25 protein-coding genes and 2 tRNA genes are annotated in these 21,562 nt (G+C 62.6%); 9 read left to right on the forward strand and 18 right to left on the reverse strand.

The window, feature by feature from the left end; genetic code table 11:
- Nucleotides 1-70: 70 nt before the first annotated feature.
- The 3 genes from hisA to F8A10_RS07175 are packed head-to-tail and all read left to right on the forward strand — an operon-like array spanning nucleotide 71 to nucleotide 1,899.
- Nucleotides 71-787 carry a 1-(5-phosphoribosyl)-5-[(5-phosphoribosylamino)methylideneamino]imidazole-4-carboxamide isomerase gene (gene hisA, locus F8A10_RS07165; protein WP_152366986.1) on the forward strand — a complete coding sequence of 239 codons (717 nt, stop codon included), beginning with the start codon at nucleotides 71-73 and terminating at the stop codon, nucleotides 785-787.
- A 27-nt stretch (nucleotides 788-814) separates the two neighbouring features.
- Nucleotides 815-1,576: an imidazole glycerol phosphate synthase subunit HisF gene (hisF, locus tag F8A10_RS07170; protein ID WP_085501113.1), complete on the forward strand. Its 762-nt coding sequence runs from the start codon at nucleotides 815-817 to the stop codon at nucleotides 1,574-1,576.
- A complete protein-coding gene (locus F8A10_RS07175) occupies nucleotides 1,573-1,899 on the forward strand; it encodes a phosphoribosyl-ATP diphosphatase (protein WP_010392536.1) in 327 nt (108 codons plus the stop codon). Before hisF ends, F8A10_RS07175 begins: the two co-directional genes overlap by 4 nt.
- Before the next feature lie 54 nt (nucleotides 1,900-1,953).
- Here the strand turns inward: F8A10_RS07175 and rnd are convergent, their stop codons facing one another.
- The 3 genes from rnd to F8A10_RS07190 all read right to left on the reverse strand — a co-directional run bounded on the left by rnd (nucleotide 1,954) and on the right by F8A10_RS07190 (nucleotide 5,183).
- A complete protein-coding gene (rnd, locus tag F8A10_RS07180; RefSeq protein WP_029371322.1) occupies nucleotides 1,954-3,132 on the reverse strand; it encodes a ribonuclease D in 1,179 nt (392 codons plus the stop codon).
- A gap of 121 nt (nucleotides 3,133-3,253) precedes the next feature.
- On the reverse strand, nucleotides 3,254-4,384 hold the full coding sequence (gene tgt / locus F8A10_RS07185; RefSeq protein WP_152366987.1) for a tRNA guanosine(34) transglycosylase Tgt: 1,131 nt from the start codon (nucleotides 4,382-4,384) through the stop codon (nucleotides 3,254-3,256).
- A 43-nt stretch (nucleotides 4,385-4,427) separates the two neighbouring features.
- On the reverse strand, nucleotides 4,428-5,183 hold the full coding sequence (locus F8A10_RS07190) for a GNAT family N-acetyltransferase (RefSeq protein WP_227493349.1): 756 nt from the start codon (nucleotides 5,181-5,183) through the stop codon (nucleotides 4,428-4,430).
- 103 nt (nucleotides 5,184-5,286) lie between these two features.
- Between F8A10_RS07190 and msrB the strand changes: the two genes are divergently transcribed.
- Nucleotides 5,287-5,697, forward strand: a complete 411-nt coding sequence (msrB, locus tag F8A10_RS07195; RefSeq protein ID WP_010392546.1) for a peptide-methionine (R)-S-oxide reductase MsrB — start codon at nucleotides 5,287-5,289, stop codon at nucleotides 5,695-5,697.
- A gap of 38 nt (nucleotides 5,698-5,735) precedes the next feature.
- Here the strand turns inward: msrB and F8A10_RS07200 are convergent, their stop codons facing one another.
- Nucleotides 5,736-6,167 carry an outer membrane protein assembly factor BamE gene (locus F8A10_RS07200; protein WP_010392547.1) on the reverse strand — a complete coding sequence of 144 codons (432 nt, stop codon included), beginning with the start codon at nucleotides 6,165-6,167 and terminating at the stop codon, nucleotides 5,736-5,738.
- Nucleotides 6,168-6,305: 138 nt separating this feature from the next.
- Here F8A10_RS07200 and F8A10_RS07205 point away from each other — a divergent pair, with 138 nt between their 5' ends.
- On the forward strand, nucleotides 6,306-6,836 hold the full coding sequence (locus tag F8A10_RS07205) for a YceD family protein (protein ID WP_152366989.1): 531 nt from the start codon (nucleotides 6,306-6,308) through the stop codon (nucleotides 6,834-6,836).
- On the opposite strand, the gene betA is transcribed toward F8A10_RS07205, so the two are convergent.
- From betA to betI, 3 genes are all read right to left on the reverse strand, one after another.
- Entirely contained in the window at nucleotides 6,811-8,490 is a 1,680-nt protein-coding gene (gene betA / locus F8A10_RS07210; protein WP_152366990.1) for a choline dehydrogenase, read from the reverse strand. The genes F8A10_RS07205 and betA overlap by 26 nt on opposite strands.
- Nucleotides 8,491-8,571: 81 nt before the next feature.
- The gene (betB, locus tag F8A10_RS07215; RefSeq protein WP_010392553.1) at nucleotides 8,572-10,017 is read right to left on the reverse strand and encodes a betaine-aldehyde dehydrogenase; all 1,446 of its coding nucleotides are present in this window, start codon (nucleotides 10,015-10,017) and stop codon (nucleotides 8,572-8,574) included.
- A complete protein-coding gene (gene betI, locus F8A10_RS07220) occupies nucleotides 10,014-10,583 on the reverse strand; it encodes a transcriptional regulator BetI (RefSeq protein WP_029371329.1) in 570 nt (189 codons plus the stop codon). Before betI ends, betB begins: the two co-directional genes overlap by 4 nt.
- 131 nt (nucleotides 10,584-10,714) lie before the next feature.
- Between betI and F8A10_RS07225 the strand changes: the two genes are divergently transcribed.
- The 3 genes from F8A10_RS07225 (at nucleotide 10,715) to choV (ending at nucleotide 13,751) form a co-directional block, all read left to right on the forward strand.
- A complete protein-coding gene (locus F8A10_RS07225) occupies nucleotides 10,715-11,668 on the forward strand; it encodes a choline ABC transporter substrate-binding protein (protein WP_010392557.1) in 954 nt (317 codons plus the stop codon).
- A 168-nt stretch (nucleotides 11,669-11,836) separates the two neighbouring features.
- The gene (gene choW, locus F8A10_RS07230; protein WP_010392559.1) at nucleotides 11,837-12,688 is read left to right on the forward strand and encodes a choline ABC transporter permease subunit; all 852 of its coding nucleotides are present in this window, start codon (nucleotides 11,837-11,839) and stop codon (nucleotides 12,686-12,688) included.
- On the forward strand, nucleotides 12,681-13,751 hold the full coding sequence (gene choV, locus F8A10_RS07235; protein WP_227493350.1) for a choline ABC transporter ATP-binding protein: 1,071 nt from the start codon (nucleotides 12,681-12,683) through the stop codon (nucleotides 13,749-13,751). The genes choW and choV overlap by 8 nt, the downstream gene beginning before the upstream one ends.
- A 34-nt stretch (nucleotides 13,752-13,785) precedes the next feature.
- Here choV and F8A10_RS07240 read toward each other — a convergent pair whose 3' ends face one another.
- Nucleotides 13,786-14,700: a DMT family transporter gene (locus tag F8A10_RS07240; RefSeq protein ID WP_227493351.1), complete on the reverse strand. Its 915-nt coding sequence runs from the start codon at nucleotides 14,698-14,700 to the stop codon at nucleotides 13,786-13,788.
- Between the two features lie 39 nt (nucleotides 14,701-14,739).
- Nucleotides 14,740-15,339, reverse strand: coding sequence for a LysE/ArgO family amino acid transporter (locus F8A10_RS07245; protein ID WP_152366991.1), 600 nt, complete (start codon nucleotides 15,337-15,339; stop codon nucleotides 14,740-14,742).
- A gap of 84 nt (nucleotides 15,340-15,423) precedes the next feature.
- On the opposite strand from F8A10_RS07245, the gene F8A10_RS07250 reads away from it, so the two are divergent.
- Nucleotides 15,424-16,293, forward strand: coding sequence for a LysR family transcriptional regulator ArgP (locus tag F8A10_RS07250; protein ID WP_152366992.1), 870 nt, complete (start codon nucleotides 15,424-15,426; stop codon nucleotides 16,291-16,293).
- Nucleotides 16,294-16,324: 31 nt separating this feature from the next.
- Here the strand turns inward: F8A10_RS07250 and F8A10_RS07255 are convergent, their stop codons facing one another.
- The 9 genes from F8A10_RS07255 to F8A10_RS07295 all read right to left on the reverse strand — a co-directional run bounded on the left by F8A10_RS07255 (nucleotide 16,325) and on the right by F8A10_RS07295 (nucleotide 21,513).
- Nucleotides 16,325-17,065, reverse strand: coding sequence for a YebC/PmpR family DNA-binding transcriptional regulator (locus F8A10_RS07255; protein ID WP_010392569.1), 741 nt, complete (start codon nucleotides 17,063-17,065; stop codon nucleotides 16,325-16,327).
- Between the two features lie 38 nt (nucleotides 17,066-17,103).
- Complete coding sequence (locus F8A10_RS07260) at nucleotides 17,104-17,376, reverse strand: ribbon-helix-helix domain-containing protein (RefSeq protein WP_010392570.1); 273 nt, start codon at nucleotides 17,374-17,376, stop codon at nucleotides 17,104-17,106.
- Entirely contained in the window at nucleotides 17,369-17,578 is a 210-nt protein-coding gene (locus F8A10_RS07265) for a DUF4169 family protein (RefSeq protein ID WP_010392572.1), read from the reverse strand. Before F8A10_RS07265 ends, F8A10_RS07260 begins: the two co-directional genes overlap by 8 nt.
- Before the next feature lie 2 nt (nucleotides 17,579-17,580).
- Nucleotides 17,581-18,975 (reverse strand): class II fumarate hydratase, encoded by a 1,395-nt coding sequence (gene fumC / locus F8A10_RS07270; protein WP_010392574.1) that lies wholly within the window; start codon nucleotides 18,973-18,975, stop codon nucleotides 17,581-17,583.
- An 85-nt stretch (nucleotides 18,976-19,060) separates the two neighbouring features.
- On the reverse strand, nucleotides 19,061-19,615 hold the full coding sequence (locus F8A10_RS07275) for a class I SAM-dependent methyltransferase (protein WP_010392575.1): 555 nt from the start codon (nucleotides 19,613-19,615) through the stop codon (nucleotides 19,061-19,063).
- Between the two features lie 82 nt (nucleotides 19,616-19,697).
- Complete coding sequence (locus tag F8A10_RS07280) at nucleotides 19,698-20,162, reverse strand: SspB family protein (protein WP_029371339.1); 465 nt, start codon at nucleotides 20,160-20,162, stop codon at nucleotides 19,698-19,700.
- Nucleotides 20,163-20,338: 176 nt separating this feature from the next.
- Nucleotides 20,339-20,415, reverse strand: a tRNA-Asp gene (locus F8A10_RS07285).
- Between the two features lie 27 nt (nucleotides 20,416-20,442).
- A tRNA-Asp gene (locus F8A10_RS07290) sits at nucleotides 20,443-20,519 on the reverse strand.
- 142 nt (nucleotides 20,520-20,661) lie between these two features.
- Nucleotides 20,662-21,513: a PRC-barrel domain-containing protein gene (locus tag F8A10_RS07295; RefSeq protein WP_152366993.1), complete on the reverse strand. Its 852-nt coding sequence runs from the start codon at nucleotides 21,511-21,513 to the stop codon at nucleotides 20,662-20,664.
- Between the last annotated feature and the right edge of the window lie 49 nt (nucleotides 21,514-21,562).

Raw genomic sequence — 21,562 nt, forward strand, 5'->3', positions numbered from 1 at the left:
GCAGGGCCACGGGTCTTTCGGATCGGCTCTGGCTGTGGCAAAGGTGCGCCACGCTATCAGGAGAGATGCGATGATCCTTTATCCCGCGATCGACCTCAAGGACGGCAACTGCGTGCGCCTGTTGCGTGGTGATATGGAGGCGGCGACCGTCTTTGGTACAGACCCGGCCGCGCAGGCGCGCGCCTTTCAGGACGCCGGGGCGGAATGGTTGCATCTGGTCGATCTGAATGGCGCCTTTGCTGGCAAGCCGGTCAACGCGGCCGCTGTCGAAGCGATCCTTGCCGCCGTCGATGTACCGGCCCAACTGGGTGGCGGTATCCGCGACATGGCGACCATCGAGAGCTGGCTTGAACGCGGGTTGGCGCGGGTCATTCTGGGCACAGTCGCAGTGGAGAACCCGGCGCTGGTCCATGAAGCATCAATGGCTTTCCCGGGCAAGATCGCAGTTGGTATCGACGCACGCGGCGGCCGGGTTGCAACGCGCGGCTGGGCCGAGGAAACCGATGTGATGGCCGCAGACCTCGCCCGCCGTTTTGAGGACGCAGGGGTCGCCGCGATCATCTATACCGACATCGACCGCGACGGGGCCATGGGTGGTCCGAACATTGCGGCAACCGAAGCGCTGGCGCGGGCAGTGAATATACCGGTTATTGCTTCGGGCGGCGTCAGCTCGATGCAGGATCTGCTGGCACTGCGCGACACAGGCGTCATCGCCGGGGCAATCTCAGGGCGGGCGCTCTATGACGGCGCGATCGACCTGCGCGCCGCGCTGAAGGCGCTGGCCTGAACGCGCAGGACAAGGTAGCAAGGCGTCATGCTGAAAACCCGTGTGATCCCCTGTCTGGACGTTGCCGATGGCCGAGTGGTCAAGGGCGTGAATTTCGTCGATCTCGTCGATGCGGGCGATCCGGTCGAGGCAGCGCGCGCCTATGACGCGGCTGGCGCGGATGAGATCTGCTTTCTCGACATCCATGCCACCCATGAAAACCGTGGCACCATGTTCGATCTGGTGACACGTACCGCCGAGGCCTGTTTTGTGCCGCTGACGGTTGGAGGTGGTGTGCGCAGCCATAAGGACGTGCGGGATCTGCTGCTGGCGGGCGCAGACAAGGTCAGCTTTAACTCGGCTGCCGTCGCAAACCCCGACGTCATCGCCGAGGCGGCCGACCGTTTTGGCAGCCAATGCATCGTCTGCGCCATTGACGCCAAGACCGTGGCCCCGGGGAAATGGGAGATATTTACCCATGGCGGGCGCCGACCGACCGGCATTGATGCGGTTGAATTTGCCCGCACCGTCACCGCCAAGGGCGCGGGCGAGATCCTGCTGACCAGCATGGATCGCGACGGCACCAAATCCGGCTTTAACATCCCGCTGACCCGGGCCGTCGCCGATGCCGTCTCGATCCCGGTCATCGCCTCGGGCGGGGTCGGCGCGCTGGAACATCTGGCCGAGGGCGTGCTGGAAGGCCATGCTTCGGCCGTGCTCGCAGCCTCGATCTTTCACTTTGGCACTTTCACCATCCGCGAGGCCAAGGAGCATCTGGCCGCCGCGGGCATCCCGGTACGACTGACATGAGTGACCTGCCCCAGACCGGCCTTTACCGCCTGGCCGAAACCATCGCAGCGCGCCGTGGCGCCGATCCCGAAACCAGCTGGACCGCCCGGCTGCTGTCGCGGGGACCCGAAAAATGCGCCGAGAAGTTCGGTGAAGAAGCAATCGAGGCAATCATCGAGGCGGTTAAAGGCGACCGCGAGCGGCTGATCAGCGAGGCGGCGGATACGCTATATCACCTGCTTGTCATGCTGGCCGCGCGCGATGTGACGCTGATCGAGGTCGAGCATGAGCTTGACCGTCGCGAGGGCCGTTCGGGCATCGAAGAGAAGGCCGCGCGCAAGTAACGCATGACCTGCCCGATCCGCCCGCTGGATCTGGGCGGACCGGCCCGTATCCGATCAGGATGCGATCGGCACCGGCACGACGCGGACCGAACCATTCTGGGCCGAAAGCGCAATTTCGCCAGCCGCCAGCCGTAGCGCATCATTGCCAAAGACCTCGGCCCGCCAACCAGCCAGCGCGGGCAGATCGCGTGCGCCCGACGCGATGGCATCCAGATCCGACGCCGAAGCGATCAGACGAGGCGCGACCCCTGCGGCATCAGCTTTGGCCTTTAGCAGCACGCGCAAAAGCTCGGCCAGCGCAGCGTTACCGGGGCGGCCCGGCTCTTCTGGTGCGGGTTTGGGAAGATCCTGCGTCTCGACCCCCACCTTGACGGCGGCGAGGATGCCATTCGCGATCTCGCCCCGGCGCGCATCGCGCAAAAGCAGCCGCGACTTGGCAAGATCGCCTTCGGTCAGCGGGCGGGTCGAGGCCAGCTCGATCAGCGCGTCATCTTTGAACACGCGGGCGCGCGGGATGTCGCGCTCTTGCGCATAGGTCTCGCGGAAACGTGCCAGTTCGCGCACCACCGCAAGGAAACGGGGTGAGCCCGAGCGAGTGCGCACCCGCTCCCACGCGTCCTCGGGGCGGGTAATATAGGTCTCGGGGTTAAGCAGAACCGCCACTTCCTCGGCCAACCACGGCGCGCGGCCGGTCTTTTCTAGCTGCGCCGAGAGGAATTCATAGATCGCGCGCAGATGTGTCACATCAGCCAGCGCGTAGGATGCCTGCGCATCGGACAAAGGGCGGTGCGACCAGTCGGTAAAGCGCGAAGATTTGTCCAGCGGCTGGCGGGCAATCTTACGCACCAGCGTTTCATATCCGACCTGTTCGCCAAAGCCGCACACCATGGCAGCGATCTGGGTGTCAAACAACGGATCGGGCATGACACCCGCATCGTGGAAAAAGATCTCCAGATCCTGCCGCGCCGCGTGAAAGACCTTTACCGTCGGCTTGTGGCGGAACAGGTCGTAAAGCGGCTCAAGCGACAGCCCCTCGGCCAGCGGATCAATCAGCACTGCCACGCCACCCGGCGTCCTGGTGACCGAAGCCGGAGGCAGCGCAGCCTGAATCAGACACAGTTTGGAATAATAAGTCCGCTCGCGCAGGAACTCGGTGTCAAGCGTCACGTAGGGCTGGGCTTTGGCAAGTTTGCAGAACTCGGCCAGCTCGGCAGTCGTGGTGATGGTACGGATATTGTGTTTCTGATCGTTCTTGACGTTTGCGGGCATCGGGTTCTTTCAAGTGGCGGGGTGCCGCCTGCGATTCTTTCGGGATATCGCAGCATCACAAGATTTCAAGGCTCTACCCGACATATTATAACGGTTCGATATCGCCCTGTGCCCGCATTGCCTCGAATTCGGTCACGAACTCGGCCAATGTTCCCGCAGCAATGGCCTGACGCAGCCCCTCCATCAACTCCTGGAAGTAATGCAGGTTATGCCAGGTCAGCAACATGCCCGAGATCATCTCTCCGGCGCGGAAGACATGGTGCAGATAGGCGCGCGAATATCCGGTGCAGGCCGGGCAGGTACAGGCTTCGTCCAGCGGCCGGGGGTCGTCGGCATGGCGCGCGTTCTTGATATTGACCTGACCACGGCGGGTCCATGCCTGCCCCGTCCGCCCCGAGCGCGAGGGCAGAACGCAGTCCATCATATCGACGCCGCGCACGACAGCGCCGACGATATCGTCAGGCTTGCCCACGCCCATCAGATAGCGGGGTTTGTCGTCGGGCAGGCAGCCGGGGGCATAGTCGAGCACGCCGAACATCGCCTCCTGCCCTTCGCCTACGGCAAGACCGCCGATGGCATAGCCGTCAAAGCCGATGGATTTCAGCGCCTCGGCGCTTTCCTCGCGCAATTCACGGGTCACGCCGCCCTGCATGATCCCGAACAGCGCATGGCCCGGCCGATCGCCGAAAGCGTCGCGCGAGCGCTGCGCCCAACGCATCGACATGCGCATGGATTTCGCGACCTCTTCCTCGGAAGCAGGCAGGGCCGGGCATTCGTCAAAGGCCATGACGATATCCGAGCCAAGCTGGCGCTGGATCTCCATGCTCGTTTCAGGCGACAGAAAATGCTTCGAGCCATCGACATGGCTTGAAAAGGTCACCCCCTCTTCGGTCAGCTTGCGCAGGCTCGACAGCGACATGACCTGAAAGCCCCCCGAATCGGTCAGGATCGGACGAGGCCAGTTCATAAAGCGATGCAACCCGCCCAGCCGGGCAATACGCCCGGCGCCGGGACGCAGCATCAGGTGGTAGGTATTGCCCAGAAGAATGTCCGCGCCGGTGGCGCGCACCGATTCGGGCATCATGGCCTTGACCGTGGCAGCAGTGCCCACCGGCATAAAGGCAGGCGTGCGGATATCGCCGCGCGGCGTGTTGATCACACCGGTACGGGCACGGCCATCAGTGGCCAGCACGGAAAACTGGAATCTGTCGCTCATGCCCGCGCAGATAGGAGGTTTTCCCGCCAGATGCAAAGGTGCCCTATGCCCCGGCCGCGCGTAAGAGTTTCGCCCGTGCGGGAGGAATGGCCCGGATTTCAAGCCCGGTGAACACATGCAAGGTGTCCAGCTGGCGATCCACCACCGCGTGATCGCTGACCCAGCCCCCCATCGCAAGATATGAGCGCAAGAGCGGCGGCATCGCCTCCATCGCCCGCCGGGGATCGGGTTTGCGCAGCCTCAGCGCGCGGGCGAAACGGAATACCTGCGGCGCTTTGACGCGCGGCAGCCAGCGTTTCGGGGCCAGATGCCGCTCACGCAGCATGGCAAAGGCATCCTCATAGCCATGAACATCAGTGCCGACAAAGCTGGAGCAGCCAAACAGCATCTCGATTTTCTGCTCATCGACATGCCGGGCAAGTGCACCCCAGGCCAGCCGCAGGATATCAGGATCGTGCCATTCAGGATGGATGCAAAAACGGCCGATCTCGACCATCCGGCCCTGAAAGCCGCTAAGCCGCGACAGATTGTAATGCCGGGCCGAATAGCTGCGCCCGATCTCGGCCCCTCCCGCAAGGGTCAGCATCCGAAAACAGCCAACCATAGAGCCGCTGGCACGTTCGCGAATCAGTACATGATCGCAGCCTTCGTCGTAATCATCGGCGTCCAGCGCGCCCTCGGTCGTGGGGCCATCATGCCCGCGGCGCAGGAAACACAGCCAACGCAGACGCTGTGCTGCGCGGATATCCTCGGCGCTTTCGGCGAATACGACCTCGAAACGACCTTTGCGCAATGCCATGTTCACATCTTTGTCCGATCCATGGACCGGCCCCGATCCGGCTTTTCTACCGCCCATCCTGCACCTATCTTGTAACAACAGCAAAGCAGGATTGAACAGGAAGATGGCAGACCGGATTTTTAAGACTGACGCCGAGTGGCGGGCCGAGCTGGACGCCGAGACCTATCGCGTCACCCGGCAGGCCGGGACCGAGCGGCCCTTTTCCCATCCGGGCTTTCCCAACGGCCCTGGACATTACGCATGCGTATGCTGCGGGGCGCGGCTTTTTGAGGGGGATGCCAAGTTCGAAAGCCATTGCGGCTGGCCCAGTTTTTCACGACCCGGCGGCAATATCGACGAACATCTGGACCTTAGCCACGACATGATCCGCACCGAGGTACGCTGCCATCGCTGCGACGCACATCTGGGCCATGTCTTTCCCGACGGGCCTCCGCCCACCGGGCTGCGCTATTGCATCAACGGCGTTGCGCTGCGCTTTGTGCCCGAAGGCGAGACCGGCGAAGGGGCGCCCTGACGGCGCCACCCCCTCGCACATCGGACCTTGCCTTGGGTCTAGTCGCGCAGGAAGTCGCTGGCCTGCACGCGACCAACGTTGCCCAGCAGCTGACGGATCAGGCCAAGGCTGCTCACACCCGCATCGGTGACGCGACGCGACAGCACCACGACCTGCCCGCGCTCAAGCCCAAACCGCTCGACGTTGCTGACAACGCCATTCTCGGCAAAGCTGACGGCCACGACCTGACGGTCAATCTCGCGCGGTTCACGCGGACCGTAGAACTGCCAGCGCGAGCCGACGTAATACCAGGCCGAGCCGGTCAACAGCCCCTGCGCCGAGGGCCGGCCCAGCAGCCCCTCGATATCGGCTTGCGTGGTCTGGCCAACAACGACCTGGGCCAGCTGCTCCTCGGGGGGAACATAACCATGGTTGCGATAAGTGGCCTGACAGGCGGAAAGGCCAAGAGGTGCGGCCAACGCAAAACCCATGAGTTGCCGCCTGGAAATCTTCATCTTCTCTCTGTCCCCTTACGCGCCTGTTGACGCCGCTCGACCGGCTTAGCAAACTCGTGCCTCACGCTCAAGAATATCCAGACCAAGGGCAGATTTGCCCGCGAAAGGCCACCGATGACCACTTCCCCAGCCCCGCAGAGCCGCTTCCGCGTGGCGCATCTGAACCCCCGGCAGCCGACCGAGTTCGCGTTGGCCCCAGATAGCACCACCCGCGATGCGCTGGCGGATGAGTTGGGAATCAATGCCCTGCCCCGGCTGCGCTTTTCCGGCAGCATTCGCGCCATCGCGAATGACAGTTGGGAGGTGACCGGGACGCTTTCGGCGCGCGTCGTACAACCCTGTGTGGTCACACTCGCTCCGGTGGCGACGAATCTGCAGGAAGAGGTCCACCGCCTGTTCTCGCCCCATGTCGATTCGCCCGAAGGCGAAGAGGTCGAGATGCCGGACGAGGATGTCGAACCCCTTGGCCAGTTCATCGACGTCGAGGCAATCATGGTCGAGGCGCTGACACTGGCTCTGCCTCTTTATCCCCGCGCCCGGGGGGCCGCTCTCGACGCCCCTGAACCCAAAGAAGAAAAAGAAGAGCCGCGCAAGCCCTTTGCCGGGCTTGCCGATTTGATTAAAGACTCGAAGAAGCGCCCGTAACCCATTCGGTACGTTGCTTTTCCTGCCAATCCGCCGGGATTTCCGGCCCAAGATTCAGCCGCGGCAACATTCCCTGCCCTAGGATATGATCGGCAGCCTTTTCGCCGGTCATGATCGAAGGGGCGTTGAGGTTGCCGTTGGTGATGCGCGGGAAAATCGAGCTGTCGGCAACCCGCAGCCCCTCGACGCCAATCACCCGCAATTCAGGATCAACGACCGCCATCGGGTCATCCGCCCGCCCCATCCGTGCCGTACCGCAAGGATGAAAAGCCGACTCTGCATGGTCGCGAATGAATGCATCGATCTGTTCGTCCGACACCACTGCCTCGCCGGGCTGGATCTCATAGCCCTTGTATTCGGCAAAGGCAGGCTGGGTGAAAATCTCGCGCGTCAGCCGAACGCAGGCACGGAATTCAGCCCAGTCGTCCGGGTGCGACATGTAGTTAAAGCGGATCTCGGGCGCCTCCTTGGGATCGGCCGATTTCAGCCGGATCGTGCCGCGCGATTTTGAACGCATCGGCCCGACATGGACCTGGAAACCATGCCCCTCGGCCGCTGCTTTCCCGTCATAACGCACGGCAAGCGGCAGGAAATGATACTGAATATCGGGATATTCGACCCCGGCGCGCGAACGGATAAAACCGCAGCTTTCAAACTGGTTCGAGGCGCCAAGCCCGGTCCCGGTCGCCAGCCATTGCGCCCCGATCGAGCCCTTCCCCCAAAGGTTCCAGTGCTTGTAAAGCGTGACCGGCTTGGTCGCAGTATATTGCATGTAGATCTCAAGGTGATCCTGCAAGTTCGCACCAACGCCTGGGCGATCCGCAAGAACCTCAATTCCATGCTCGCGCAAATGCTCGGCCGGGCCGATACCCGACAGCATCAGCAACTTGGGCGTATTGATCGAGCTTGCTGAAAGTATCACTTCATGTTTTGCGCGGAATACATTGATACCACGCGTATTTTTAACCTCAACACCAACCGCCCGGCCGTCCTCGATAATAATCCGCTGAGCAAGGCCGCGCCGCAGGCGCAAAAGGCCGGTTTCCTGCGCCGGGCGCAGATAGGCATTGGCCGCCGACCAGCGCCGGCCCTCCCAGATCGTCGCCTCCATGGCGCCAAAGCCTTCCTGACGGGCGCCGTTGTAATCTTCGGTCATCGGATAGCCGGCTTCGCGTCCGGCACGGATGAATGCGTTAAACAGCGGGTTCTTGCGTGAACCACGCGTTACATGCAGCGGCCCCTCGGTGCCGCGATAATCGCTGACCGCCCCGTGCGAGGTTTCCATCCGTTTGAAATAGGGCAGCACGTCGGCATAGGCCCAACCGTTCGCACCGCTTTCAGCCCAGAAATCATAATCCTTGGCATGGCCACGCACAAAAACCATGCCGTTGATAGAAGAGGACCCCCCGATCACCTTGCCGCGCGGGGTCACCAGCCGCCGCCCGCCCAGATGCGGCTCAGGCTCGGTCGAAAAGCCCCAGTCATAGCGGCGCATGTTCATAGGATAGGACAGCGCCGCAGGCATCTGGATAAAGGGGCCGATGTCACTGCCGCCATATTCAATGATATCAACGCGCTTGCCCGCCATCACCAGGCGATAGGCCAGCGCGCAGCCGGCAGAACCTGCACCGACGATCACATAATCCGGGATCATGCCTGTCCCTCCTTGGCCAAACCTGCTGATTTCTTCCGTGTAAAAATATCCATGCCTGCGCGAGCACAGGCGCGACGCCGGTCAGTAAGGCGCATCAACCCCTCCCGTGCCGACATAGACGGACTTCAGTTGCGAATAATGCTCGATGGCCGCCGCCGAGTTCTCGCGCCCGATCCCGGACAGCTTGACCCCGCCAAAGGGCGCCTCTACCGGGGTCAGGTTATAGGCGTTGATCCAGGTCGTCCCTGCCTCAAGCGCCGCCGCAACCCGATGTCCGCGCGCCAGATCGCGGGTAAAGACCCCCGCTGCCAACCCGTAGGGTGAGGCATTGGCGCGCGCAACCGCCTCTTCCTCGGTCTCAAAAGACAGAACCGACATGACCGGCCCAAAGATTTCCTCGCGCACGATCCACATCTCGTCACTGGCATCGGCAAAGACTGTCGGCGGGATGAATGCCCCCTCGCCCGCGCCGCCGCAGACCAGCCGGGCGCCTTCCTCACGGCCGCGCTCGATTGCCGCGCGAATCTTGGCGGCCTGTGCCGGGCTGACGATAGGACCGTGCTGGGTTTCTTCATCCAAAGGATCGCCGATCCTGATCTTGCCCGCACGCTCGGCCAGCCGATCAAGGAATGCCGGCAGAATACCGCGCTGAACAAAGACACGCGTCCCGTTCGAACAGATCTGCCCCGAAGAGTAGAAGTTCGCCAGCATCGCCGCACCCACCGCATCATCAAGAGAGGCGTCGTCAAAAACGATCAGCGGCGACTTGCCGCCAAGCTCCATGGTGACATGGCGCATGCCCTCGGCTGCGGCGGCATAGACCTTTTGGCCCGTTGCGACCGATCCGGTCAGCGAAACCTTGGCCACACGCGGGTCCGTCACCAGTGCTGCACCCACAGCGCCGCGCCCTTGCACCACATTGAAAATGCCAGGGGGCAAGCCCGCCTCGGTCAAGATCTCGGCCAGTTTCAACGCGCCAAGCGGCGTTTCCTCGCTGGGTTTGAACACCATCGCATTGCCCATCGCCAGCGCCGGCGCGGCTTTCCAACAGGCGATCTGGCTGGGATAATTCCACGCACCAATCCCGGCGCAGACCCCCAAGGCCTCGCGGATTGTATAAACGAAATCACCGCCAAGCGGGATCATCTGCCCGGTGACAGTGGGAGCAAGCCCGCCGAAATATTCCAGCGCATCCGCCCCCGAAGGCCAGTCAGCGACACGGGTTTCCTGAATGGGTTTGCCGGTATCCAGCGTCTCCAGCCGGGCCAGTTCTTCGGCACGCTCACGAATGATCGCAGCAGCGCGAATCAGCACCCGGCCACGCTCAACCGGGCGCAGGGCTGCCCATGCCGGCTGGGCTGCTGCTGCGGCGGCGGTGGCGCGGGCAACCTGATCGCGGCTCGCCTCGCGCAGGGTGGCAATCGTCTCGCCGGTATAGGGATAGTGAACGGGCAGCGCCTCGCCCTCACCCTCGACATAGGCGCCGTCGATATAGAGGCTCGCCTGCGGTTGCGCGTCATGGCTCATGGCAGCACCTTTTCCAGATAGTCCAATGTCATACGTTCAGCGACGGCGGCATTCGCGTCATTCGAAAGCGCCGCGCGCAGATAAAGCCCGTCGATCAGCGCCCCAAGAGTACGGGTAATGCGCCTGGCCCCCTCGCCCGCCAGAGGCCGCAGCGCCACCATCAGGTTCGAGTTGAGCCGCCGGTGATAGACGCGCAAAAGGCGCGCCGCTTCGGGTTCGACCAGCGCCAGCGCGTAAAAATTCAGCCAGGCGGCAATGGTGTCGCGTTCAAAGTTCACACTGTCGAAACTGGCCGCCACGATGGCGTTCAGACGCTCACGCGGGACTGTCGCCCCACGCAGCGCCGCGCGGGTCGCAAGGCCATATTGCGTCAGGATATGTCGCATTGCGGCGAGAAAGATCCGCTCTTTCGAACCGAAATAGTGATGGGCCAGCGCCGAGGACATCCCAGCCTCGCGCGCAATCTGCGCCACGGTCACATCAAGCGAGCCCGCTCGCCCCACTGTGACGATAGCGGCGTTGATTAATGCGGCCTTTCGGATAGGTTCTGCACCAACTTTGGGCATGCTCAGGATACCATTTCGCCGTTCGGCTTCAAAATTCGCGTGGAAGACCCGCATCTGGCAGATCTTTGATTGACTCGTCAATCAATAAAAGCCTTAATTGACGCACCAGTCAACAAACCAGGGAGAACAAGATGACATTTCGCCGCACCACCGCCGCCCTTGCTGCCGGGCTCGTAGCTTCGCTCGCCACGGCAGGAACGGCAGCGGCAGAAGAACCCGCCGAGTGCCGCAAGATCGTCTTTTCGGATGTCGGCTGGACCGATATCAGCGCCACCACGGCGCTGGCGTCAAACGTCCTGCAAGCACTGGGATATGAGACCGAGACCAAGATCCTGTCCCTGCCCGTCACCTATACGGCCATGGCCAAGGATGACGTGGACGTCTTTCTGGGCAACTGGATGCCCAGTCAGGAAAACGATATCAAACCTTATCGCGACGCCGGCACGGTCGAGGTGCTGCGCTCAAACCTGACCGGGGCGAAATATACGCTGGCGACCAACAAGGCCGGCGCCGAACTCGGCATCGACGATTTCAGCAAGATCGCCGCTCATAAGGACGCGCTGGACGGCAAAATCTATGGGATCGAGCCCGGCAATGACGGCAACCGCCTGCTGCTGGAAATGGTGGCCGAAAACAAATTTGACCTTGGCACATTCGAAGTGGTCGAAAGCAGCGAACAAGGGATGCTGGCCCAGGTCGCCCGCGCCGACAGTTCGGGCAAACCGGTGGTCTTTCTGGGCTGGGAACCGCATCCGATGAACACGCAGTTCCAGATGACCTATCTGGGCGGCGGAGATGATGTCTTTGGCCCTGATTTCGGCGGTGCCCGTGTCGATACCAATATCCGCGCCGGCTATGTCGAGAAATGTCCCAATGTGGGCAAATTCCTGCAAAACCTCGAATTCACCCTGCCGATGGAAAGCGAGGTCATGGGCCTGATCCTGAACGACGGTTCCGATCCCATGAAAGCGGCCAGCACATGGCTGAAGGCGAACCCCGATGCAGCCAAACCCTGGCTTGAGGGTGTGACCACCGTTGATGGCGGCGATGCCATTGCGGCGCTGGAAGCGGCCCTGTCCAAGTAAGGGACGGCAGGGCGGGCCCCGTCTCCCTGGCCGCCCTGCCCCGCCTTTACTACTATTCTTCATCCACCCTTGCCGGGAGTTCCCGCCCGAGCCACACTGTCGCAGCCTGATTTTTCAGGGCGGCGTCCGGGCGTCTGATCATCCCCGTTGGCAGAAAGAAAGGGACGCATGGACCAACTGACCGCATATCTGACCGACACAAAGATCCCGGTGGGCAAGACCGCCAAGGCGATCTTTGACTGGCTGAACGCCCATGCCGCGGTGGTCTTCAACTTCATCTCACGAGTGCTTGACGGGCTGATCAACGGCATTCTGCATGCGCTTGAATTCCCCCATCCGCTGATCTTTACGCTGCTGGCTGTAGCCCTGACCTGGGTCCTGCAACGCAGCTGGAAGACCTGCCTGCTGGTCGCTCTGGGCTTTCTCTTTATCCTGAACCAAGGGTATTGGGATCCGACGATGCAATCGCTGACGCTGGTGCTGTCGGCCTGCGTGGTTTGCATGGCAATCGGCGTACCCATGGGTATCGCTGCCGCACATCGGCCCCGGCTTTACGCATGGATGCGCCCGGTTCTGGACCTGATGCAGACGCTGCCGACCTTTGTCTATCTGATCCCCGCCATCGTCTTTTTCGGCATCGGCATGGTGCCCGGCCTGATCGCCACGGTGATCTTTGTACTGCCTGCGCCGATCCGGCTGACCCATCTGGGCATCAGCTCGACACCACAATCACTTGTCGAGGCAGGCACCGCCTTTGGCGCAACCCCCCGCCAGCTTTTGTGGAAAGTCGAACTGCCCTCGGCCCTGCCCCAGATCATGGCCGGCCTGAACCAGACCATCATGCTGTCGCTTTCCATGGTCGTCATCGCGGCGCTTGTCGGCGCCTCGGGTCTGGGCGTGCCGGTGGTACGGGCGCTTAACAGCGTGAACACCGCGCTGGGTTTTGAAAGCGGCTCCATCATCGTGGTGGTCGCCATCATGCTGGACCGCATGTTGCGGGTAAGGGAACGCGATGACTGAGGGGACGACGAAAGACATGCAAGCCGCCCGCAATGCCGTCGAATTCGACAATGTAAATATCGTCTTTGGGGACTCGCCCCAGGCTGCTCTGCCGCTGATGGATCAGGGGCTTGATCGCGGCCCGATCAAAACCGCAACCGGTCAGGTGCTTGGCGTGCACAACTGCTCGCTTACCGTGCGCGAGGGCGAAATCCTTGTGCTCATGGGCCTGTCCGGCTCGGGCAAATCCACGCTTTTGCGGGCAGTGAACGGGCTTAACGCGGTTTGCCGCGGCGAGGTGCGGATCTGGGACGGGGACCGCATGGCCTCGGTCACGAAAGCCTCGGGGGCCGAACTGCGGCGACTGCGGCGCGAACGTATCGCCATGGTGTTTCAACAGTTCGGCCTGTTGCCCTGGCGCACGGTGCGCGAAAATGTCGGGCTGGGGCTGGAACTGGCGGGCATCCCGGTCTCCGAACGCCGCAAGCGCGTCGATGCGCAGCTTGCGACCGTCGGCCTTACTGAATGGGCCGAACGCAAGGTCGGTGATCTGTCGGGTGGGATGCAACAGCGCGTCGGCCTTGCCCGCGCCTTTGCAACCGAAGCGCCGATCCTGCTGATGGACGAGCCTTTTTCGGCGCTTGATCCGCTGATCCGCAACCGGCTGCAAGATGAGCTGCTGGAACTGCAGGAACGTTTCCGCCGCACTATCATCTTTGTCAGCCATGACCTTGATGAAGCGTTCCGTATCGGCAACCGCATTGCGCTGATGGAGGGCGGCCGCATCGTTCAGGTCGGCACCGCGCGCGAAATCATCGCCAATCCGGTCGACGCCTATGTCGAGGACTTCGTAGCCCATATGAACCCTCTGGCAGTGCTGACAGCCGAGGACGTGGCCGAAGGCGGCGATGCCCCGGGTGAGCCCCTCGACCGCGAAACCCCGGTGCGCGAAATCATCCAGCACATGACCGAGACCGAGGCAGATGCCCTGCCCCTGCAGGGCGGCGGGCGGGTGACGCGGCAAGGGATCATGTCGCGGCTGGTCGCCCAGCCCGGCAAAGGCGGCGGGGCTGTCGAGCATTAAGACCGCCCTTGGCGGCGCGATTGTGGGGGCATGTTCAGCTTTCCCGCGTCGCGCCCGCCAAAGGTGTGATCGCGCGCTGACGCAACCGCGCCTCGCGCCAGGTGATATAGCTGATCGCACCGATCATGATCGCGCCACCGAGCAGCACCCAGATCTCGACCGGCTCGCCGAAGGCCAGCGCCCCAAGCAGGCTGGCCCAGATCAGCTGCAAAAAGGTTATCGGCTGGGTGACTGTCAGCGGCGCAGCGACAAAGGCGCGGGTCATCGCATAATGCCCGGCCGTCGCAAAGACCGCCGTGCAGGCCAGCACGGCATATTGCACCAGCGTCGGCTGTATCCAGACCAGGGCCGCAATCGGTGCAAGACCGACGCAGACTGTCAGCGACATCATCGCTACGACTACGGTTGCCGGCACCAGCTCTGACAACCGCTTCGCCACCAGATAAGAAGAACCAAAGGTCAGCGCCGCACCAAGCTGGGCGAAATGCCCCGATTCAAGCGCGCGAAAGCCGGGGCGCAGCACAATCATCGCCCCCGCCAGCGCCACACCGATGGCCAGCCCCCGCCGCCAGGAAATCCGCTCTCCCATCAGCAGGGCCGCGCCCAGCGTCACCATGATCGGGTTTAAGAAACCAATGGCGGTGACCTCGGCCACCGGGATACGAGCCATGGCATAGAACCACAGGATCACCGCCACAACATGCAGCGCCCCGCGCAGGGTGAACAGCGCCCAGACACGCGGCGCAAAACCCTGTCGCAGCGCCGGCCACAGTACCGGGATCAGGAACAACAGGCCAAAGGCAAAGCGGATAAAGGCGTTTTCAGCAGCGGGCAGGTCCTGCCCCAGCCAACGCACCGCGCCATTGACACCGACAAAGCACAGGCCAGCTGTCAGCATCCACAGGATACCCGACAACTCGCTGCGAGTGACTTGAGAAAGCCTGATCATCCGGCCAGCCTTGCCCTCTAAGACGGGGCAGCGCAAGGCTCAGCCTTTAAGGATCAGCCCCAGCGCAATTGACCACATGATGACCCCCACCAGCGCGTCAAGCACCCTCCACGCGACCGGGCGCGCAAACAGCGGGGACAGCCAACGCGCGCCATAGCCGAGCGCGAAAAAGAACAGCACCGAGCCCGAGGCAGCCCCGAACGCAAAGCCCGCCTTGCTATCCCATGAAGCCGAGACCGAGCCCAGCAGCACCACAGTGTCCAGCCAGACATGAGGATTCAGCCAGGTCAGCCCTGCCAGCACCAGCAGCGTGGCCCCCAGCCCGGCCGTCCTTCCCGACCCGGCTTGCAAGGCCTCGCCACCCCGCCATGCGGCACGAAAGGCACGCGCGCCATAGATGATCAGAAAAGCCGCCCCTCCCCAGCGCATGGCCTGCAAAAACCACGGCGCCCGGGCAGCAAGCGCCCCTGCCCCCATCACCCCTGCAACGATCAGGATGGCGTCCGAAAGCGCGCAGAATGCGCAGGTCGCCAGCACATGCCGGCGCATCAGCCCCTGTTTCAGCACAAAGGCATTCTGCGCCCCGATGGCAACAATCAGCGACAGCCCGGTTCCCAGACCGGCAAGATAGGCACTCATGGTTTTCTCCTTTGTGCCCGTTGTCTTGCTCCAAGGCTGTCGTTCAGGCAAACTCAAAATCCTTATGTAGATTCAGGTATTCTAATGATGGACTACGCGGCCCTGTCCGCCCTTGCCGAAATCATCCGCCGCGGCAGTTTCGAAGCGGCGGCAACGGCACTGGGCGTAACGCCCTCAGCCGTGTCGCAGCGCATCAAAGGGCTGGAAGAGCGGCTGGGACAGGTGCTCATCCATCGCGGACCACCCGCGACAGGGACCGAAACAGGTTTGCGACTGATGCAGCATCTGGATCAGGTGCGACTGTTGGAAAGCACACTCGCGGCCAGTCTGCGCCCGGCTGGCGGGCCGGCGGTGCTGCGGCTTGCGGTGAACGCCGACAGTCTTGCGACCTGGTTTCTGCCCGTGCTGACGGCGCTGCCCTTGCTTTACGATCTGGTGGTCGATGATCAGGACCATGCCCGCGACTGGCTGCGGCAGGGCCAGGTCTCGGGCGCGATTGCATCCGAGCCGGTACCGGTACCGGGTTGTGACGCAATCGCCTTGGGAAATATGCGCTATCTCGCATTGGCGACACCCGATTTCATCGCCCGTTATTTCCCCGACGGCGTGACCGAGGCCAGCCTGCGCACCGCCCCGGCCATCATCTTTAATGCCAAGGATGCGCTGCAATCGCGCTGGGTACAGCTTGCCACCGGCCGCAGGCTGCATGTCCCGGGCCACCTGATCCCGGCATCCGAGCCCTTTGCCCGCGCGGTCGAGCTTGGCCTTGGCTGGGGCATGATTCCCGAAACCATGGCTGAGTTGGCGCTACGTGCAGGCCGCATGCAGCCTTTGCGCCCTGATCTGCCGCTGGACGTGCCGCTGTACTGGCATGTGCAGCGCGCCATGGCCCCGGCACTCGTCCCTCTGACCGCCGAGATAAGAAAAAGGGCCGCAGCAGACCTGCGACCCTGATCCGTTTTGACTTTCCGACGCAGGGAAAGGATCAAAGCTGGGCGGCGACATCCTCGGGAATGTCAAAATTCCCGGTGACGTTCTGGACGTCGTCGTCGTCCTCCAGCGCCTCGATCAGCTTCATCAGTTTCTGGGCGGTTTCCAGATCGACCTCGGTCGGGGCCTGCGGTTTCCAGATCAGCTTGGAGTGTTCAGATTCGCCAAGACTGGCCTCAAGCGCCTGCGAGACTTCGGCCAGATCGGTATCCGAGGTGTAGATCCAGTGGCCATCTTCATCGCTTTCGACGTCCTCGGCCCCGGCCTCGATCGCGGCCATCATCACCGTATCGGCGTCCCCTGCTTCGGGCTTGTAAAAGATCTCGCCCTTGCGGTCGAACATGAAGCTGACCGAGCCGGTCTGACCCAGATCGCCGCCATGTTTGGTGAAATAGCTGCGCACATTCGATGCGGTGCGGTTGCGGTTGTCCGTCATCGCCTCGACGATGATGGCGATGCCGTTCGGGCCGTAACCTTCGTAACGGATTTCGTCATAGTTCTCGGCGTCGCCGCCTTGCGATTTCTTGATCGCGCGCTCGATCACGTCCTTGGGGACCGAGTTCGTCTTGGCCTCTTTGACCGCTAGCCGCAGACGCGGGTTCTTTTCCGGGTCGGGATCGCCCATCTTAGCGGCGACGGTGATCTCTTTGGCCAGCTTTGAGAACAGCTTCGAGCGGATCGCATCCTGCCGCCCCTTGCGGTGCTGGATGTTCGCCCATTTGGAATGGCCTGCCATGGTTCTGTCCAAATCCTGTGGATGTATTGCAGGCGCTTTTAGTCAGCACTCCCCAGTCCTGCAAGCTTTTGCCTTAGCGCGGCCAGCACATATAACCGCAGCGCGGTGGCAAGCCCCACTTCGGGCGGGCGCGCAGCGTCGATTTCAGCAATCAGCATGGCGGTAGTGCGCTGGCTCTCACGGGCCAGATCGCGCAGCTCGCGCCAGAACCCCTCTTCCAGACTGACCGAGGTGCGATGCCCGCCAATGGTGACCGAGCGTTTGACCGGGGCCGTCAGGACCGGCAGCAACAGCGGCGGCCGATCAGTCATTGGCGTCCTCTGGCCGGTCGCGGCGATGCTGGTCAAGATGACGGGCCATACGTTCGGCCGCCTGTTCTTCGGCCAGCCGGGCCGCCTTGCTGCGGCCGAATTTCGCTGCGTTCTCTTCACCCTGGCGACGCGCAGCCGCACGGGCGGCGGTTTTACGCGCCGCCCGCAGGTTGATGACCTTGCCGGAATCCGGGCTGGTCAATTTCAGTCTTCCGGACCGATCATCTGCTCGGGGCGGACAATCCGGTCAAAGGTTTCGCCATCGACAAAGCCCAGGTTGATCGCCTCTTCGCGCAGAGTGGTGCCGTTCTTATGCGCGGTCTTGGCCACCTTGGTCGCATTGTCATAGCCGATGGTCGGAGCCAGCGCCGTCACCAGCATCAGCGATTCCTTCATCAGCTTGTCGATGCGGGCGATATTCGCCTGCGTGCCGACGACCATATTATCGGTAAAGGACGAGGCTGCATCGCCCAGCAGCTGCATGCTTTGCAGGACGTTGTAGCTCATCATCGGGTTATAGACGTTCAGTTCGAAATGGCCCTGGCTGCCGGCAAAACCGACGGCAGCATCATTGCCCATCACATGGGCGCAGACCATGGTCAGGGCCTCGGCCTGGGTGGGGTTCACCTTGCCCGGCATGATCGACGAGCCGGGCTCGTTCTCGGGCAGGATCAGTTCGCCCAGACCCGAGCGCGGCCCCGAACCCAGCAGGCGCATGTCGTTGGCGATCTTGAACAGTGATGCCGCCACCGTCTTGAGCGCGCCCGAGAACATGACCATCGCGTCATGGGCCGCCAAAGCCTCGAACTTGTTCGGGGCGGTGACAAAGGGCAGGCCCGAGATCTCGGCGATCTTGGCCGCGATGGACGTGTCCCAGCCCTTTTTCGTGTTCAGCCCGGTGCCGACCGCCGTACCGCCCTGCGCCAGTTCATAGATATCGCCAAGCGCGGCTTTCACACGCTCGATCCCTTTGGCGACCTGGTGGGCGTAGCCGCCGAATTCCTGACCCAGCGTCAGCGGCGTCGCATCCTGGGTGTGGGTGCGTCCGATCTTGATGATGTCCTTGAACTCCTCGGCCTTGGCGACCAGCGCCTTGTGCAGCTTTTCCAGACCGGGCAGCAGCACGTCACGTGCCTGAAGGGCGATGGCCACATGCATGGCCGTCGGGAAGGTGTCGTTCGACGACTGCCCCATGTTCACATGATCATTCGGGTGAACAGGCTTTTTCGAGCCCATCTCGCCGCCAAGGATTTCGATGGCGCGGTTGCTGATGACCTCGTTGGCGTTCATGTTCGACTGGGTGCCCGAACCGGTCTGCCAGACGACCAGCGGGAAGTTGTCGTCAAACTTGCCTGCAACCACTTCCGAGGCAGCTTGCACCATGGCCTTGCCGATCGCCGGGTCCAGCTTGCCCATGGCCATGTTCACCTCGGCCGCGGCCTGTTTGATGATGCCCAGCGCCCGGATGATCGGCACAGGCTGTTTTTCCCAGCCGATCGGAAAGTTCAGGATCGAACGCTGCGTCTGCGCCCCCCAGTACTTGTCGGCAGGAACCTCCAGCGGGCCGAAGCTGTCGGTTTCGGTGCGGGTCTTGGTCATGTCGGATACCCCTTGCGATTTTGCCGGCCTTGTAGCCCCGAAGCGCCAGATTCGCAAATAGTATGCGAAAGTATGCAGTTAGCGCTCACGCTCCCTGACGAAAGACATAGACGCGGGCTGGGGGCAAATTCGCCCAGATTCTAGGGCTTTTCACATGGGTCAGGTTAAAGCGCGCCCGCACCACCTCGGACAGCGGGGGCCGCGGACCATAGGTGATCTGCACGAAAGGCGCGCCCCGTTTCATCCTCGACAATGCCGCACCTACGATTGCCGCTTGCAATGCATCAGGCATCAGCAACGTCGGCACGCCCGAGATCACTGCATCCAGTTCCCGGTACCCGACGTTGACCATCTCTTGCGCAGGCAGGTTGTGGACAACGGTACGGGGAAAGCGTTGGCGCAGCCGGTCGCAGAACGCGGCGTTCAGCTCATAAAGCTCCAGCCGTTCAGGGGACAGGCCCGATGCAAGAATGGCGCGGGTGATTGTGCCGGTGCCCGCGCCGATTTCGGCCACGGCCTCCATCTGCCGGGTGACGGGCCGCGCCATCTCATTCGCGGCTGCGCGCCCGGTTGGAACGATGGCACGGATTTCAGAGGGACGGCGAAGGAATTGGCCAAGAAACAGCGACAGATCGGACAAGCGGAAACCTCCTGCTAGCAAGCCGGTCTCCGCCTTTATTACCTGGCCGTTACAGTGATGTGACGTTCAGGCTGGTGCGGAATCATTTGCGCCATTTGTCGAGGCTGACCACCTCGGCACCGCCCTTTGGAGTATCGTCATCGGGCTTTTCGGGGGTGGCCTCTTCGGCCTCTTCCTCTTCATCCTCGTCTTCTTCGTGGTTTTCAAACCGCAGGCCGAATTCGACCGAGGGGTCCACAAAGGTCCGCAGGGCGTCAAAGGGGATGTAAAGCGGCTCGGGCGAGTTGCCAAAGTTCAGCGTGACGCTGAACCCATCCGGCGTTACCGAGAGGTTGTCAAACCAGTGCTGCAACACAATGGTCATTTCCTCGGGGTAACGCTCGCGCAGCCAGTCAGCCATCTGCACGTCCGAATCGCGGGTGTCGAAAGTGATAAAGAAATGATGCTCACCGGGCAGCCCCTCACGCGCCACCGAGTCCAGCACATCCGCAATCAGCCGCTGCATGGCCCGATGCATCATTCCGCCGTAATCTATTCCGCGTGCCATGGCGTCCTCCGTCGTGCTTGGGGGCCAGCATAGGGAATTGGGACGGCTTGAAAAGCCCCTAGCGACAACCTCAGCGTGGCAAACGCTGTCGCCGTTCACGCCTGCAGGCGGCGGAAAACCTGTAGCAAGGCAGTACTTGCGCGGATCGAAAAAATTCTGGGATATCAGAGAGAAGATGGCGCGGTTGACGGGGCTCGAACCCGCGACCCCCGGCGTGACAGGCCGGTACTCTAACCAACTGAGCTACAACCGCGCATCGTTTCGGCGATATATGTGGTGGTGGCGCGGTTGACGGGGCTCGAACCCGCGACCCCCGGCGTGACAGGCCGGTACTCTAACCAACTGAGCTACAACCGCGCAGACCACTTTCCCCGGATCGCCGTCCGGGGTGCGAGGGGGTTTACGCATGGGGGCGCGTGGCGTCAAGGCCGATCTTGTGCAAAAAACAAATGGGCGCCCCGAAAGGCGCCCCGCTTTGTGTCAGAAAAGGTGTGCGGCCTTACTTTCGCACGGTCTTTACGTCGAAATCGGGCAGCGCCTCGAGCTCGGCTTTGGTGTAATTGGTGGCAAAGAAAGTGTCATTGCCGATGGTCACCAGATGGATCGCATCCTTGCCAAGCAGCACTTTCTTGGCACCGATTCCCAAAAAGCCCCCGATATCGGCGATATAGCCGACGACCTGACCCGAATCATCCAGCACGATATCGTTCACCTTGGCGATGTCCTGCCATTCGGCCGGACGCTCTTCGACCGCAGGATCAACCCATTCGGTGGTCGAGGGCTGGTTGGTGGTCCAGATGCGACGGCTGGTCAGCCAGCTCGACAACACGCCGGGATCAGCCTCGGAAATCGCGGGCGGATTGACGTCGGGCGGAGCGACCACAGCCTCGGCAGCCGCTTCTCCCGCGGCAGCAGCGTCGTCCGCAGCAGTGGCGGCGGCGTCAGCGGCGCTATCAGCCGCCGCGGCAGCATCCTCGGCCGCATCAGTGGCGACATCCGCAGCCGCATCGCCCATCCCGGTCGCGGCATCCGCAGCGTCATTCGCAGCATCGGCGGCCGCGTCACCCGCCTCGGCCGCAGCGTCGGCGGCGGCATCCGCGGCCTGACCCGCGGCATCGCCTGCCTCGGCCGCCGCTTCAGCAGCAGCCCCGGCAGCATCGTCTGCCGCATCGGCTGCGGCAGCGCCAGCGTCTTCGGCGGCCTGCATGGCCTGATCAGCAGCATTCTCGGCTGCGGTAGCGGCGTCCTGAGCCTGCTCGGCCGGGGTCACGGGCGGCGTCGCCGGTTCGGTTTGCGCAAAGGCAGGACCGGCAAGGGCCAGCGTGGTGGCAGCAATGACAAGAGGTTTCATGGACGTTGTCCTTTCCGGTTGTCGTTGTCTCGAACGGCGCACGCGCCGT

It is taken from the genome of Paracoccus kondratievae (assembly GCF_009301415.1).
GTDB lineage: Bacteria > Pseudomonadota > Alphaproteobacteria > Rhodobacterales > Rhodobacteraceae > Paracoccus > Paracoccus kondratievae.

Coding starts and splice junctions, on each gene's coding strand:
- hisA (WP_152366986.1), top strand. CDS start 71: ATGATCCTTTATCCCGCGATCGACCTCAAGGACGGCAACTGCGTGCGC.
- hisF (WP_085501113.1), top strand. CDS start 815: ATGCTGAAAACCCGTGTGATCCCCTGTCTGGACGTTGCCGATGGCCGA.
- F8A10_RS07175 (WP_010392536.1), top strand. CDS start 1,573: ATGAGTGACCTGCCCCAGACCGGCCTTTACCGCCTGGCCGAAACCATC.
- tgt (WP_152366987.1), bottom strand. CDS start 4,384: ATGAGCGACAGATTCCAGTTTTCCGTGCTGGCCACTGATGGCCGTGCC.
- F8A10_RS07190 (WP_227493349.1), bottom strand. CDS start 5,183: ATGGCATTGCGCAAAGGTCGTTTCGAGGTCGTATTCGCCGAAAGCGCC.
- msrB (WP_010392546.1), top strand. CDS start 5,287: ATGGCAGACCGGATTTTTAAGACTGACGCCGAGTGGCGGGCCGAGCTG.
- F8A10_RS07200 (WP_010392547.1), bottom strand. CDS start 6,167: ATGGGTTTTGCGTTGGCCGCACCTCTTGGCCTTTCCGCCTGTCAGGCC.
- F8A10_RS07205 (WP_152366989.1), top strand. CDS start 6,306: ATGACCACTTCCCCAGCCCCGCAGAGCCGCTTCCGCGTGGCGCATCTG.
- betA (WP_152366990.1), bottom strand. CDS start 8,490: ATGATCCCGGATTATGTGATCGTCGGTGCAGGTTCTGCCGGCTGCGCG.
- betB (WP_010392553.1), bottom strand. CDS start 10,017: ATGAGCCATGACGCGCAACCGCAGGCGAGCCTCTATATCGACGGCGCC.
- betI (WP_029371329.1), bottom strand. CDS start 10,583: ATGCCCAAAGTTGGTGCAGAACCTATCCGAAAGGCCGCATTAATCAAC.
- F8A10_RS07225 (WP_010392557.1), top strand. CDS start 10,715: ATGACATTTCGCCGCACCACCGCCGCCCTTGCTGCCGGGCTCGTAGCT.
- choW (WP_010392559.1), top strand. CDS start 11,837: ATGGACCAACTGACCGCATATCTGACCGACACAAAGATCCCGGTGGGC.
- choV (WP_227493350.1), top strand. CDS start 12,681: ATGACTGAGGGGACGACGAAAGACATGCAAGCCGCCCGCAATGCCGTC.
- F8A10_RS07240 (WP_227493351.1), bottom strand. CDS start 14,700: ATGATCAGGCTTTCTCAAGTCACTCGCAGCGAGTTGTCGGGTATCCTG.
- F8A10_RS07245 (WP_152366991.1), bottom strand. CDS start 15,339: ATGAGTGCCTATCTTGCCGGTCTGGGAACCGGGCTGTCGCTGATTGTT.
- F8A10_RS07250 (WP_152366992.1), top strand. CDS start 15,424: ATGATGGACTACGCGGCCCTGTCCGCCCTTGCCGAAATCATCCGCCGC.
- F8A10_RS07255 (WP_010392569.1), bottom strand. CDS start 17,065: ATGGCAGGCCATTCCAAATGGGCGAACATCCAGCACCGCAAGGGGCGG.
- F8A10_RS07260 (WP_010392570.1), bottom strand. CDS start 17,376: ATGACTGATCGGCCGCCGCTGTTGCTGCCGGTCCTGACGGCCCCGGTC.
- fumC (WP_010392574.1), bottom strand. CDS start 18,975: ATGACCAAGACCCGCACCGAAACCGACAGCTTCGGCCCGCTGGAGGTT.
- F8A10_RS07280 (WP_029371339.1), bottom strand. CDS start 20,162: ATGGCACGCGGAATAGATTACGGCGGAATGATGCATCGGGCCATGCAG.
- F8A10_RS07295 (WP_152366993.1), bottom strand. CDS start 21,513: ATGAAACCTCTTGTCATTGCTGCCACCACGCTGGCCCTTGCCGGTCCT.